We start from the raw sequence: 13,871 nt of genomic DNA on the forward strand, positions 1-13,871 counted from the left end.
CCGCCCGCCGCACGGCGGGCCGTTCCGCGCCGGGCCTCAGACAGCGGCGTCCCACGCGCTCAGGTACGCGTCGATCTCCGTCGCGATGCGTACCTTGCCCGCCGGATCGAGGAAGGACGCCTCCACCGCGTTCTTCGCCAGCGCCGCGACGCCCCGCTCGTCCAGGTCCAACAGGCGCGCGGCCACCGCGTACTCCGTGTTGAGGTCGGTGCCGAACATCGGCGGGTCGTCCGAGTTCACGGTGACCAGTACGCCGGCGTCCACGAACGCCCGGATCGGATGCTCGTCGAGCGTGGCCACCGCGCGGGTGGCGATGTTCGACGTCGGGCAGACCTCCAGCGGGATGCGGTGCTCGGCCAGGTGCGCCAGCAGCTTCGGGTCGCGGGCCGAGCTGGTGCCGTGCCCGATGCGCTCGGCGCGCAGCTCGCGCAGCGCGTCCCACACCGTCTCGGGGCCGGTCGTCTCGCCGGCGTGCGGCACGGAGCGCAGACCGGCCGCGATCGCCCGGTCGAAGTACGGCTTGAACTGCGGGCGCGGCACGCCGATCTCCGGCCCGCCGAGGCCGAAGGAGACCAGCCCCTCCGGGCGGATCCGGTCGTCGGTCGCCAGCCGCGCCGTCTCCTCCGCCGACTCCAGCCCCGCCTCGCCGGGAATGTCGAAGCACCAGCGCAGCACCGTGCCGAACTCCGCCTCCGCGGACTTGCGGGCGTCCTCGATCGCGTCCATGAACGCCCGCTCGTCGATCCCCCGGCGCACGGTCGAGGAGAACGGGGTGAGGGTCAGCTCGGCGTAGCGGACCTGCTGACGGGCCAGGTCGCGGGCCACCTCGTAGGTCAGCAGCCGCACGTCCTCCGGGGTGCGGATCAGGTCGACGACGGACAGGTACACCTGGATGAAGTGGGCGAAGTCCGTGAACGTGAAGTAGTCGGCCAGGGCCTCGGGGTCACTGGGCACCTGGGAATCGGGGTGGCGGGCGGCCAACTCCGAGACGATGCGGGGGGAGGCGGACCCGACGTGGTGCACGTGCAGTTCCGCCTTGGGGAGACCGGCGATGAAGGCCCGCAGATCGCGGGCGCCGGACGTGCTGCGAAGGTCGGTGGACAAGGTCCCTCCCCGGGGAACGGCGCACCGCCTGCGCCGGTCGCGAAGGGAAGACCGCAGTGGGGCGCGGGGTGCGGGTGATCGGCTGATCGATGACTCGACGGTCATCGTAGGCGGCGGGCCGGGGAGAGGAGGGAGCGCCCCCGGCGGCCACGAGGGACGGTTGCCCTGGCCGTAGCATGACGGAACGTTTCAACAGAGGGGACCCAGCATGTCCGACGACGCGCGGGCGTCGCACACGTCCGAGGACGCCGCCGCCCCGGACCCGTGGGCGCCGCCGGACTCCGCCGGGTCCCCCGCGCCCGGAGCGGCGCCGCGCCTGGACAAGGCCGGCGACGCACCCGGCGCACACGCCTGGGCGCCCCCCGCGGGAACGGCTCCGGGGCGCGCGGACGAGGACGCCCCGGGCGCCCTGATACCCGGCTCCAGCGTGCCGCCGGCTCCGCAGGACACCGTGATCGGCCTGCCGCCGGACACGGCCGCCCCGACGCTGCCGGGAGGCACGGCACCGGCAGACTCGGTGCACGACCAGGCCACGGTGGCGGGCATGCCGCCGGTCCCCGCGCCGCACTTCTCTGCCACACCCCCGGTGCCGCCGCCGGCCCCCGCGCCGATGCCGACGCCCGGGCCGGCGGTGCCGCCGGTGGCCGGTTACCCGGCGCCGCCGTACGCGGGTGCGGGTGGTGCGGGCGGCGGCGCCGGCTACGGCGGGCACGGCGGGTACGTTCCGCCGCCACCGGTGGGGCCCGAAGGCCCCGGCCAGGTCCCGTACGGGTACCCGCAGTACCCGGGCGCGGCCGGCGGCTACGGCGGCCCGGGCTACGGGCCGCAGGCCGGACCCGGCGCCTACCCGTGGGGCGGGATGCCGCTCGCCCCCCAGAACGGGGTGAGCACCGCGTCCCTGGTGCTCGGCATCATCACGGTGGTCATCTTCTGCCTGTGGCCGGTCTCGATCCTCCTCGGCGTGCTCGCCGTGATCCTCGGGATCGTGGGGCGCCGCCGGGCCGGCCGGGGCGAGTCCACGAACCCCGGGCAGGCACTGGCGGGGATCATCTGCGGGGCGGTGGGCGCGCTGCTGGGCGTGGCCCTGATGTTGTTCATCTTCCTCGCGCCGGACGACACGGACGAGAGCCCCTGGCCTCTCGACGAGGGATACAACACCACCCTGACCCTCCCCACCCCACGCTGAGCACGGGCCTCCCGGGGGCGCGGGGAACTGCGCGAACGCCCCGACGGGCCCGCACCGACCCACGCACGGCGACCACCGACCTCAGGTGCGCGTGGGGAACTGCGCAGCCCCCCACGCGCCCGCACGAACCCCCGCCCCCCAATTCCGCCCCCCTCCGGCGGACGCCGCTCGTCACCCGCGCAACCGCTCCCTCGCCACCATCAGGGCGAAGCCCAACTCGTTCCCGCCCCGCCACCGCTCCGGATCCCCCGCCGCCTCGCCGCCCGCCGCGAGGCCGATGCCCCAGACGCGGTCCAGCGGGCTCGCCTCCACCAGCACACGCTCCCCGGTGCCGAGGAGGAACTCCCGCAGGCCCTCGTCCGCCCCGAACTTGTGCACGCTGCCCTCGACCACGATCCGGAACCGCTCGCGCCGCCACACGGCCTCGTCGAACCCCCGCACCTGCCGGCCGGCCTTCTTCGCCTGCGCCGGGTGCGGTGCCGCCAGGGCCAGCCGCTCCGCCTCCGCGTCGCCGAACAGGCGGGCCTTCGCGGCCATCATCCAGTGCTCCGCCGTCGCGTACCCGACGCCGTCCACGGTGAACGGCGAGGGCCACCACTGGCTCAGACAGCTCGCCCCCAGGTGCCCGCCGGGCCGCTCCTGGTGGCCCCAGAAGTACAGGTACTTCACGCGCGCCCCCGCGCGGACCGCCGTCAGCAGGGCGTCCCGGGAAGCGATCGTCGTCGTCATGCGGGCGAGTCTGGCAGGGCCCTCGGGAACATCGGAACGGGAATCAGCGGTAGCGGGGCGATCTTGATTCCGGTTCGGTGAGGTGGACCACCGACCACCGACCACCGAGCAGACCCGAACGATTCGGGGTCCCGCACCGTCTCATTGTGCGGGGGCCGGTCAGGCGGCCGGCACGGTGCCGGGCTGGTCATGCGCATTTGCCGCCGCGTTGATCTGCTCTGTGCCCGCCTGGGTGAGGAAGACCCACGTCCCGTAGACGCCCCACGTGAGGCCGAGCAGCGCACTCGCGGCGTAGAAGCCCATTCCGTCGGTGGAGCCGACAGTGGCGAACAGTCCGGCGGCGGCGATGCCCGCGGCGAACACGACGAGCGCGACGACGAGGAGGGGCCGCGCACGGTGGGACGTGCCACGGCGGGCCGCGTGGTCGAGCACCGAGAGCAGACTTGCGCTCGCTGCCGCGGCGACCAGCAGTTCGACCCCGAGCGCCCAGGTCGGCTGCGGCAGGGTGACCAGCGATGCGGTGACTGTGGTTGTCAGGAACAGGGAGACGGTCTGCGCGGCGCGGTTGCGGTATTCCTGGGAGGTGGCGACGACGTCGAAGCGGAAGGCGACAACGATGAACGTGAGGCCGGTGAGGCCGGCGGCGCTTCCGCCGACGGTTGCGGCGAACGTGGTCCACATGGCGGTTGCTCCTGTGCGATCTGCGCTGGGGTGAAAGGTCTCGGTGCGCTGAGGTGCGGTGGGCGGCGGCCCTCGCGCCGCCGCCCACCTCGCGGAACTACCTCGTTTCGACCATGGCCATCGGGTTCTCACCGTTCTCCAGGGCGTTCACCGCGTTCTTCCAGGACGGGTCGGCCGCATAGAGCCGGCTGCGCAAGTAGGCCCACACGAGAGCCCGCAGGGTCGCCACGCGCTCGGGATTCTCGTCGTCCGTCTCTGCCGCGTCGTATCCGGAAATGCCACCGAAGATGTGACCGGCGCCGTACATGGTCACCATGGTCTTGTTTCCGCCGGGGCTGGCCGAGTAGGCGTCAGCACGGTAGCTGAGCCGATCGGAGAAGTTGGGGTTGAGGTCCTGATCGCCCACGATGATCAGGCCGGTGCCTGTCATCTGCTCGAAGTCGGTGTAATACAGCACCGGGTAGTTCGTCCTGGCCCACTCGGCGAAGTGCTCGTCGTTGCCGATGCCCGGAGCTCCGATGAGCACTCCCGCCTTGACACGAGAGTCGGAGAGGTCCTTCGGCCGGTCGTCGTCCGGGTCCAGCATCCGGGCTCCGAGGAGGAGAGAGACGGTGTTGCCGCCCAGGGAGTGTCCTACGGCGCCGACACGGTCCCTGTCGATCCGCCGTTCGGCAAGACCGGGGACGGCGGCCTCGATGTCGTCGAGGCGGTCGAGGATGTTGTGCATGTCGGTGGCGCGGTCACGCCAGAACAGGGGCGCGTCCTTGAGGTCGGTATCGCGCAGACCGAGGGCCGTCGAGTCCAGGTGGGTCGGCTGGATGACCGCGAACCCGTGGGCGGCGAAGAAGTTCGCCAGCGGCCCGTAGCCGTTGTAGGAGGACAGGAAGTTCGCCGGCCCGTGCCCGTGGGACAGGAGAATGAGCGGCAGATCGGTGCCGTTCGCGGGGATCGACACCTTGACCTGCAGCGGCACGGGCCGGCCGGGAACGTCGAGGGTGACGGGGTGGTAAGTGAGGACGGGTTGCGACGCGTTGACCGGGATGTCGGCGGCGTCGCTGTACGGTTTGCTCATCGGAGCCCTCTCAAGAGTCGGTGTCGACATAGCGCTTGTCGCAACTGGCGGTAGGCCTTTGATCGGCGGTCGTGGCCGTGAGCCTGATGGTTCAGGGCCCCAGCCCGGCACCTGGGGCGGTGTGGACGGTGATCCCCGCAGTGGTGCACAGATCTCGGCAGGTGCTCGTCCCGCGGTCTGACGGCGGGGGAGGGCGACTGGCTCAACCTTCGACTGTCGTGCCTCCCTGGCCCGACGGAAGCGCTTGTCCTGACGGAAACTGTAAGATCGATCGAACAAGCCGAACTAGGGCGAAAATGACATGGCCGAATCCGCGATCGATGGGCGCCGAAGAGCACGGTTCGGAGTCGAGAGCCTGGTTGTGCGCGTGGCCGATGGTGACTTCCCGACCGCTGTGAACGGCGGGTACACCGTCAAGATCACGCATGGCGGCTCCGCACCCCCTTTCCAGTACCTCGGGCGAACCCAAGGGCCCCCCGTTCCTGGCGCGGTGACGGTGATCGAGCCCCATGAGGTCGTGAGCTGCCTCGAACAGGACAAAGCCGACGCTGACGGCCAGGCCATTGTGCAACTGATGTTCCTTGACGCCGCTCTCATGCCCCTCGGCACAGGCCGGCCGCGCTTTCACGAGGTGACCTATTCGGACCGCGGCCTCTTCGACGGCATCGCTGCGCTGCACAGGGATCTGGCGCACGGCGAGGACGAGTTGGATCTCGAGTCGTCGCTGATCCACTTGCTGAACGTCCTGCTCGCCAGGCATGCGGATGCACCCGACGCAGCGAGTCCGACACTTCGTCCTCGAGCGCTTGATCGAGTACGAGAGATGCTGCACAGCCAACTGGACTCCAACATCAAGCTCGACGACCTCGCGGCAGTCGCCGGTTGCAGCAAACGCCATCTGATCAGGAGTTTCCGGCAGGCCTACGGGGTCCCACCGCACCACTACCGGACCCTGTTGCGCTTGGCCGACGCCAAGTCCATGCTGATCGCGGGACGATCCGTGGCAGAGACCGCCGCCGAGCTCGGTTACTGTGACCAGAGCCAGCTCAACCGTCACTTCAGGCGGCGGTTCGGCATGAGCGCAGGCGGCTATGCCAGGACCGTGCGGTAGACCTGCGATGTCTTGGCCGGACCGCCACTTTGCCGGCCTCCAGGGAAAGCGCTGACCGGTTCGGGGCGCCTCTGACGTCCGCATCCGCCATGACGGCGTCGAACGACCATGGCACCTCAAAGGCGGTGCCCCCCTCGGGCAGGAACGCGACCCCGCTCGACGCGCTCGCCGGGCACGGCATCCCGAGGGACAGGATCCGCAGCGAGAGGACCAGCACCCGGGCGCTGGTCCGGCCCGCCTTCGAGGAGGCGCTGAAGACCGCGCGGGAGGTCAAGACGTACGCCGCCCACTGCCGGGTCGTCTTCACCGCCTACGTGATGAAGAGGCCGGGCCGCGACGCCGCCGGGTTCACCGTGCCCGCCGACCACCTCACCGCCCACGGCCGGCCGGCAGAGAGCCACGACGGCTCCCCACCCCTTTCCGCCGCCCCCGCACCCGCCTCCTCGACAGATTCCGTCGCTTAACCAAAAGGCAACAACGGAATCACTTGTTGACGACAGCTTGCTCTGTCAGGATCGGCACCCATATCGAGATTCGGCCACGCCATTCCATCGCGGGGACTCGGAGGAGAGCGGTATGCGGCATCCCGACATACACCCCGAAGCGCACCCGGCCGGTCCGCGCGCCCACGCCCTCCGCACGGTGCGGGAACGTTTCTTGGACGGTGCCCAGTACCTCGCCGGCGCCCCCGCGCACGGCACCTCCGGCCGCGAGCACGCGGTGGTCGACCCCGCGACCGGCGAGGAGATCCACCGCTTCGCCCTGGCCGGCCCGGCCGACGTCGACCGCGCCGTCGCCGCCGCCCGCGCCGCCCTCCCGGGGTGGGCCGGCGCCACCCCGGGCGAGCGCTCCGACGCCCTGCACCGCTTCGCCGCCGTGCTCGCCGACCGCGCCGAGGAGCTGGCCCTCGTCGAGTCCCTGCAGTGCGGCAAGCCGCTCAAGCTGACCCGCGAGTTCGACGTCCCCGGCACCGTCGACAACGCCGCCTTCTTCGCGGGCGCCGCCCGTCACCCGCAGGGCCTCGCCGCGGGGGAGTACTCCGGCGACCACACCTCGTACGTGCGCCGCGAACCCGTCGGCGTCATCGGCTCGGTCGCGCCCTGGAACTACCCGCTGCAGATGGCCGCCTGGAAGATCCTCCCGGCCGTCGCCGCGGGCAACACGATCGTCCTCAAGCCCGCCGAGCTCACCCCGCTGACCTCGCTCCTCTTCGCCCACGCGGCCACGGAGGCCGGTATTCCGGACGGCGTGATCAACGTCGTCACCGGCACCGGAGCGGAGGCCGGGGAGCACCTCGTGGCCCACCCGGACGTGGCGATGGTGTCGTTCACCGGGTCCACGGCCGTCGGGAAGCGAGTCGCCGCGCTCGCGACCGCCGGGGTCAAGCGGCTGCACCTGGAGCTCGGCGGCAAGGCGCCCTTCGTCGTCTTCGACGACGCCGACCTGGAGGCCGCCGTGCACGGCGCGGTCGCCGGTGCGCTGATCAACACCGGCCAGGACTGCACGGCCGCCACCCGCGCCTATGTGCAGCGGCCGCTGTACGAGGAGTTCACCGCCCGGACCGCCGCCCTCATGGAGACCGTCCGTCTCGGCGACCCGTTCGCCCCCGGCACCGACCTCGGCCCGCTGATCTCCACCGCCCAGCGCGACCGCGTCGCCGGCTTCGTCGACCGGGCCCGCGCCCACGCGCGCGTGGTGACCGGCGGCGAGGCCCCGGGCGGCGCTCTCGCCCGGGGCGCCTACTACCGGCCCACGCTTGTCACCGGCGCCGCCCAGGACAGCGAGATCGTCCAGCGGGAGCTGTTCGGACCCGTACTGGTCGTGCTGCCGTTCGACTCCGACGACGAGGGTCTGCGGCTCGCCAACGACACCCCCTACGGGCTGGCCGCCTCCGCGTGGACCCGGGACGTGCACCGGGCGCACCGCGCCACCCGGGAGCTGCGGGCGGGCTGCGTCTGGGTCAACGACCACATCCCGATCATCAGCGAGATGCCGCACGGCGGTTACGCCGCCTCCGGCTTCGGCAAGGACATGTCCTCGTACTCGTTCGAGGAGTACACACAGGTCAAACACGTCATGTTCGACAATACGGCGGTGGCTCGGAAGGACTGGCACCGCACGGTCTTCGGAGACCGGCCCTAGACGACCACCGCATCACCGAAGCCACCGGATCCCCCGGACTCACCGCCCCCAGCCACCGGACCAGGAAGGCCACCACACGTATGGAGCAGTACGAGCCCGACCGCCTGTCCCCGACCCAGGTGGCCGCCGTGCGGCGCAGTTTCGTGAGCGGCAGGGCCGCCCTGACCCGCCGCTCACTGCTGCGGGCGTCCGCGGGCGGCGCGCTCGCGGTCGGTGGCCCGGCGGCCCTGACCGGGTGCGGCATCCCCGCCGCCGGCAAGACCCAGGGCACGGTCACCTCGGACGACCACTCGGCCAAGGAGAGGACCGTCAGCTTCTCCAACTGGCCCGAGTACGTCGACGTCGACGACAGCGGCAAGCACCGGCCCACCCTGGAGGCGTTCACCAAGCGCACCGGCATCGCCGTCGAGTACACCGAGGACATCAACGACAACAACGAGTTCTTCGGCAAGATCAAGCCGCAGCTCGCCGCGGGCCAGGACACCGGCCGCGACCTCATCGTCCTCACCGACTGGCTGGCCGCCCGGCTGATCCGCCTCGGCTGGGTGCAGAAGCTCGACCCCTCCCACCTGCCGCACGCCTACACCAACCTGGCGGCGCAGTTCCGCGATCCCGACTGGGACCCCGGCCACGCCTATTCGTATCCCTGGCAGGGCGTGTTCACCGTGCTCGCCTACAACAAGAAGGCGCTCGACGGCATCGAGGTGAAGTCGGTCTCCGACCTGCTGGACAACGGCCGGCTCAAGGGCCGCGTCGGATTCCTCTCCGAGATGCGCGACTCCATCGGGATGACCCTCCTCGACATGGGCAAGGACCCCGCCAAGGTCACCGACGACGACTACGACGCGGCCACCGCCCGTCTCCAACGGGCCGTCGACAAGGGGCAGATCCGCCGCTTCACCGGCAACGACTACACCTCCGACCTCGCCAAGGGCGACCTGGCCGCCTGCGTCGCCTGGGGCGGCGACATCGTCCAGCTCCAGGCCGACAACCCCGACATCGGCTACCTCGTCCCCGACAGCGGCTACATGATGTCGACCGACAACCTCCTCGTTCCCAACAAGGCGCGCCACAGGACCAACGCCGAACGGCTCATCGACTACTACTACGAACTGGAACCGGCGGCCGAGCTCGCCGCATACGTCAACTACGTGACGCCGGTCGACGGCGTGAAGCCGTATCTGGCGAAGCTCGACAAGGACGCGGCGAACAACCCGCTGATCGTCCCCGACAAGGTCACGGCCGCCCGGGCCCACGCCTTCCGCGCCCTGTCGCAGAAGGAAGAGACCGCCTACGAAGGCAGGTTCGCGAAGCTGACGGGGGCGTGAGGACCACCATGACCACCACGAGGACCACGAAAACCACGAAGACCACGACCGCCACGACGGGGACGACGAAGTCGGGCGAGCGCGGCGACGTCCGCCTGACCGGCATAGGCAGGACCTACGGGTCCTTCACCGCCGTCCACCCGCTCGACCTCACCGTCCCCGAGGGCTCCTTCTTCGCCCTCCTCGGCGCCTCCGGCTGCGGCAAGACCACCACCCTGCGCATGATCGCCGGCCTGGAGGAGCCGACCAGCGGCACCGTGCACCTCGGCGAGCAGGACGTGACGCGTCTGCCCGCGTACAAGCGGCCGGTCAACACCGTCTTCCAGTCCTACGCACTCTTCCCGCACCTCGACATCTTCGAGAACGTCGCCTTCGGACTGCGCCGCCGCGGCATCAAGAGCGTGAAGAAGCAGGTCGGCGAGATGCTGGACCTCGTCCAGCTCGGCGAGCAGGCCCGCAAGAAGCCGCACCAGCTCTCCGGCGGCCAGCAACAGCGCGTCGCCGTCGCCCGCGCGCTCATCAACCACCCCAAGGTGCTCCTCCTCGACGAGCCTCTCGGTGCCCTCGATCTCAAGCTGCGCCGCCAGATGCAGCTCGAACTCAAGCGGATCCAGACCGAGGTAGGCATCACCTTCGTGCACGTCACCCACGACCAGGAGGAGGCCATGACGATGGCCGACACGGTCGCCGTGATGAACGCCGGCCGCGTCGAACAGCTCGGCCCGCCCACCGACCTCTACGAGAACCCGCGCACCACGTTCGTCGCCAACTTCCTCGGCACCTCCAACCTCATCACCGCCGAGACCGACTCCGCCTCCGGCGACGACCTCGTGGTGAAGGCCGGCGACCGCACGCTCTTCCTGCCCCGCGCACGCTGCTCCGCGCCCACGGCGAACGGCGGCAAGGTGCTCGTCGGGGTCCGCCCGGAGAAGATCTCCCTCACCCACGCCGACGACGCCGGCGCGATCCCGGACGGCCGCAACCGCGTCACCGGCCGCATCGCCCACTCCAGTTTCATCGGCGTCTCCACCCAGTACGTCGTGGACAGCCCCGTCTGCCCCGGCTTCGAGGTCTACGCCCAGAACATCGACCGTGACCCCCGCCTCGTGCCCGGCGCCGAGGTCGTCCTGCACTGGAATCCCGCGCACACCTTCGGGCTCGACGCCGCGCAGTCCCCGCTCGCCGGAACGGCCGAGGACGCGGCCGCCGGCGGGGAAGGGACGGCCGCCCGATGACCACCCTCACCGAGGCGCCCCCGCCGCTCGCGCCCGCCCCGCCCACCGAGCGGCCCCCGCGCCGCCGGGGCCGCTGGACGCCGTACTGGCTGCTGCTCCCCGGCATCCTGTGGCTGTGCGTGTTCTTCGCGCTGCCGATGATCTACCAGGCCTCCACCTCCGTGCAGACCGGCTCCCTGGAGGACGGCTACCAGGTCACCTGGCACTTCGCGGCCTACTGGGACGCGCTCCAGGCGTACTGGCCGCAGTTCCTGCGCTCGGTGCTCTACGCCGCGTCCGCCACCGTGCTCTGCCTGGTGCTGGGCTACCCGCTCGCCTACCTCATCGCGTTCCGCGCGGGCCGCTGGCGCAACCTGGTGATGATCCTCGTCATCGCCCCGTTCTTCACCAGCTTCCTGATCCGCACCCTCGCCTGGAAGACGATCCTCGCCGACGGCGGCCCCGTCGTCGGCGCGCTCGACTCGCTGCACGTGCTGTCCGTCACCAACTGGCTCGGCATGACCGACGGCCACCGCGTGCTCGCCACCCCGCTCGCGGTGGTGTGCGGACTGACGTACAACTTCCTGCCGTTCATGGTGCTGCCGCTCTACACCTCGCTGGAGCGGATCGACGGCCGGCTGCACGAGGCGGCCGGCGACCTGTACGCCACCCCGTTCACCACCTTCCGCAGGGTCACCTTCCCGCTGTCCATGCCCGGCGTCGTCTCCGGCACCCTGCTCACCTTCATCCCGGCCAGCGGCGACTACGTCAACTCCGAACTGCTCGGCTCCACCAACACGCAGATGATCGGCAACGTCATCCAGAGCCAGTTCCTGCGGATCCTGGACTACCCGACGGCGGCCGCGCTGTCGTTCCTGCTGATGGCCGCGATCCTGATCATGGTCACCCTCTACATCCGACGGTCCGGGACGGAGGATCTGGTCTAGATGACTCCCAGAACTCTCACAGCATCCAAGACCCCCAAGGCCCCCCTGCGGTGGCTCAGACGCAACCTCGTCGTCCTCGCGGGGCTGCTGACCCTCGGCTACCTGCTGCTGCCCAACGTCGTCGTCACCGTCTTCTCCTTCAACGCACCCCAGGGCCGCTACAACTACGCCTGGCACGAGTTCTCCACCGACGCCTGGCGGCAGCCGTGCGGTGTCGCCGGGATGTGCGGCTCGCTGTCGCTGAGCCTGCGGATCGCCGTGTGGGCCACGCTCGGCGCGACCGTGCTCGGCACGATGATCGCCTTCGCCCTCGTCCGCTACCGGTTCCGGGCGCGCGGGCCGGTCAACTCCCTGATCTTCCTGCCGATGGCCATGCCCGAGGTGGTGATGGGCGCCTCGCTGCTCACCCTCTTCCTCAACCTGGGCGCGCGGCTCGGCTTCTGGACCATCCTGATCGCCCACATCATGTTCTGCCTGAGCTTCGTCGTCACCGCCGTCAAGGCCCGGGTGATGTCGATGGACCCCCGCCTCGAACAGGCCGCCCAGGACCTCTACGCCGGGCCCGCGCAGACCTTCCTGCGGGTCACCCTGCCCATCGCCGCCCCCGGCATCGCCGCCGGCGCGCTGCTCGCCTTCGCGCTCTCCTTCGACGACTTCATCATCACCAACTTCAACGCCGGCTCCACCGTCACCTTCCCCATGTTCGTATGGGGCTCGGCCCAGCGCGGCACGCCCGTCCAGATCAACGTCATCGGCACGGCCATGTTCCTCGTCGCCGTGGTGTGCGTGCTGGGCGCGATGGCCGTCGGCAACCGGCGCGGGCGCCGTGCCGCCTGAGACGTCCGGCGACGACCGGGATGCCCGTAAGACACGTGATTCCGTAGGGAGTTGACATCATGGCCCCAAGTGCCATGACCCCCGGGACCCCCGGTGCCACGGGTCCGTGGACCCGGTCCCTGGCCGGTGCCCGGCCCGTCCCGTACTGGCTCGACGACCCGGACCGGCCGGACCCCGAGCCCGCGCTCACCACCGCCGAAGCGTGCGACCTGCTGGTCGTCGGCGGCGGCTACAGCGGGCTGTGGACCGCGCTGCTCGCCAAGGAACGCGACCCCGCCCGCGACGTCGTCCTGCTGGAGGGCCGGGAGACCGGCTGGGCCGCCTCCGGACGCAACGGCGGCTTCTGCGCCGCCTCCCTCACCCACGGCACGGCCAACGGCCTGGCCCGCTGGCCGCGCGAGATCCACCGGTTGGAGGAACTCGGCGCGCGCAACCTCGACGAGATCGAGGAGGCCGTCACCCGGTACGGCCTCGACTGCGACTTCGAGCGCACCGGCGAGATCGACGTCGCCACCGCCCCGCACCAGGCCGCCGAACTGCGCGCCCGGCACGCCGAGGCCCGCCGCCACGGCCTGGACGAGGGCGTGGAGTACCTCGACGCGGCACAGGTGCGGGCGCGGGTCGACTCGCCGACCTTCCTCGGCGGACTGCACGACCCGCGCGGCGTCGCCCTCGTCGACCCGGCCAGGCTGACCTGGGGGCTGAAGCGGGCCTGCCTCGATGCGGGGGTGCGCCTCTACGAGCACACGCCGGCGCTCACGCTGCGGCAGTACGGCGCGGGCATGGCCGTGCGCACCCCCTACGGGTCCGTGCGCGCCCGGCGGGTGGCGCTCGGCACCAACGTCTTCCCCAGCCTCGTGCGCCGGGTGCGGCCGTACACCGTGCCGGTCTACGACTACGCCCTGATGACCGAACCGCTCGATCCCACCCGGCTCGCCTCGATCGGCTGGACCGGACGCCAGGGGCTCGGAGACAGCGCCAACCGGTTCCACTACTTCCGGCTCACCGCCGACAACCGGATCCTGTGGGGCGGCTACGACGCGGTCTACCCGTACGGCGGCCGGGTGCGCGCCGAGTACGACCACCGGCCGCCGACGTACGCCAGACTCGCCCGGCACTTCTTCACCTGCTTCCCGCAGCTCGAGGGCGTCCGCTTCACCCACGCGTGGGGAGGCGCGATCGACACGTGCTCCCGCTTCTCGGCGTTCTTCGGCACCGCGCACGGGGGACGGGTGGCGTACGCCGCCGGGTACACCGGGCTCGGCGTGGGCGCGACCCGGTTCGGGGCGCAGGTGATGCTGGACCTGCTGGCGGGGGAGCGGACGGAGCGGACGGAACTGGAGATGGTGCGGAGGAGGCCCGTGCCGTTCCCGCCCGAGCCGTTCGCCTGGGCGGGGATCACGTTGACGAAGTGGTCGCTGGCACGGGCGGACGCGGGTGGGGGGCGTCGGAACGGGTGGCTGCGGGTGCTGGACCGGCTGGGGCTGGGGTTCGACAGCTAGTAGTGCTTCGTTACGTGG

Annotated in this window: 13 protein-coding genes; 9 read left to right on the top strand and 4 right to left on the bottom strand. The window is 71.1% G+C overall.

What is annotated here, in order from left to right; all coding sequences use genetic code 11:
* Positions 1-36: 36 nt before the first annotated feature.
* Positions 37-1,209 carry an adenosine deaminase gene (locus QFZ64_RS25245; protein ID WP_373430661.1) on the bottom strand — a complete coding sequence of 391 codons (1,173 nt, stop codon included), beginning with the start codon at positions 1,207-1,209 and terminating at the stop codon, positions 37-39.
* A gap of 103 nt (positions 1,210-1,312) precedes the next feature.
* Between QFZ64_RS25245 and QFZ64_RS25250 the strand changes: the two genes are divergently transcribed.
* Positions 1,313-2,290 carry a DUF4190 domain-containing protein gene (locus QFZ64_RS25250; RefSeq protein WP_307069422.1) on the top strand — a complete coding sequence of 326 codons (978 nt, stop codon included), beginning with the start codon at positions 1,313-1,315 and terminating at the stop codon, positions 2,288-2,290.
* Between the two features lie 171 nt (positions 2,291-2,461).
* On the opposite strand, the gene QFZ64_RS25255 is transcribed toward QFZ64_RS25250, so the two are convergent.
* The 3 genes from QFZ64_RS25255 to QFZ64_RS25265 form a co-directional block, all read right to left on the bottom strand.
* Entirely contained in the window at positions 2,462-3,019 is a 558-nt protein-coding gene (locus QFZ64_RS25255) for an NADAR family protein (protein WP_307069424.1), read from the bottom strand.
* 159 nt (positions 3,020-3,178) lie between these two features.
* Positions 3,179-3,700, bottom strand: coding sequence for a hypothetical protein (locus QFZ64_RS25260; protein ID WP_307069426.1), 522 nt, complete (start codon positions 3,698-3,700; stop codon positions 3,179-3,181).
* A 97-nt stretch (positions 3,701-3,797) separates the two neighbouring features.
* Positions 3,798-4,772: an alpha/beta fold hydrolase gene (locus tag QFZ64_RS25265; RefSeq protein ID WP_307069427.1), complete on the bottom strand. Its 975-nt coding sequence runs from the start codon at positions 4,770-4,772 to the stop codon at positions 3,798-3,800.
* Positions 4,773-5,073: 301 nt separating this feature from the next.
* Here QFZ64_RS25265 and QFZ64_RS25270 point away from each other — a divergent pair, with 301 nt between their 5' ends.
* The 8 genes from QFZ64_RS25270 (at position 5,074) to QFZ64_RS25305 (ending at position 13,853) form a co-directional block, all read left to right on the top strand.
* A complete protein-coding gene (locus tag QFZ64_RS25270) occupies positions 5,074-5,883 on the top strand; it encodes an AraC family transcriptional regulator (RefSeq protein ID WP_307069429.1) in 810 nt (269 codons plus the stop codon).
* Positions 5,884-5,972: 89 nt separating this feature from the next.
* Positions 5,973-6,347, top strand: coding sequence for a hypothetical protein (locus QFZ64_RS25275; RefSeq protein WP_307069430.1), 375 nt, complete (start codon positions 5,973-5,975; stop codon positions 6,345-6,347).
* Positions 6,348-6,459: 112 nt separating this feature from the next.
* Positions 6,460-8,025, top strand: a complete 1,566-nt coding sequence (locus tag QFZ64_RS25280; protein WP_307069431.1) for a gamma-aminobutyraldehyde dehydrogenase — start codon at positions 6,460-6,462, stop codon at positions 8,023-8,025.
* Positions 8,026-8,105: 80 nt separating this feature from the next.
* Positions 8,106-9,353, top strand: a complete 1,248-nt coding sequence (locus tag QFZ64_RS25285) for a PotD/PotF family extracellular solute-binding protein (RefSeq protein WP_307069433.1) — start codon at positions 8,106-8,108, stop codon at positions 9,351-9,353.
* 8 nt (positions 9,354-9,361) lie between these two features.
* Positions 9,362-10,588: an ABC transporter ATP-binding protein gene (locus QFZ64_RS25290; protein WP_307069435.1), complete on the top strand. Its 1,227-nt coding sequence runs from the start codon at positions 9,362-9,364 to the stop codon at positions 10,586-10,588.
* A complete protein-coding gene (locus QFZ64_RS25295; RefSeq protein ID WP_307069437.1) occupies positions 10,585-11,514 on the top strand; it encodes an ABC transporter permease in 930 nt (309 codons plus the stop codon). Before QFZ64_RS25290 ends, QFZ64_RS25295 begins: the two co-directional genes overlap by 4 nt.
* Positions 11,515-12,351, top strand: a complete 837-nt coding sequence (locus QFZ64_RS25300) for an ABC transporter permease (protein WP_307069439.1) — start codon at positions 11,515-11,517, stop codon at positions 12,349-12,351. It abuts the gene before it with no gap.
* Between the two features lie 59 nt (positions 12,352-12,410).
* Complete coding sequence (locus tag QFZ64_RS25305) at positions 12,411-13,853, top strand: FAD-binding oxidoreductase (protein WP_307069441.1); 1,443 nt, start codon at positions 12,411-12,413, stop codon at positions 13,851-13,853.
* The last annotated feature ends 18 nt before the right edge of the window (positions 13,854-13,871 follow it).

It is taken from the genome of Streptomyces sp. B3I8, assembly GCF_030816915.1.
In the GTDB taxonomy this organism is placed as follows: Bacteria; Actinomycetota; Actinomycetes; order Streptomycetales; family Streptomycetaceae; genus Streptomyces.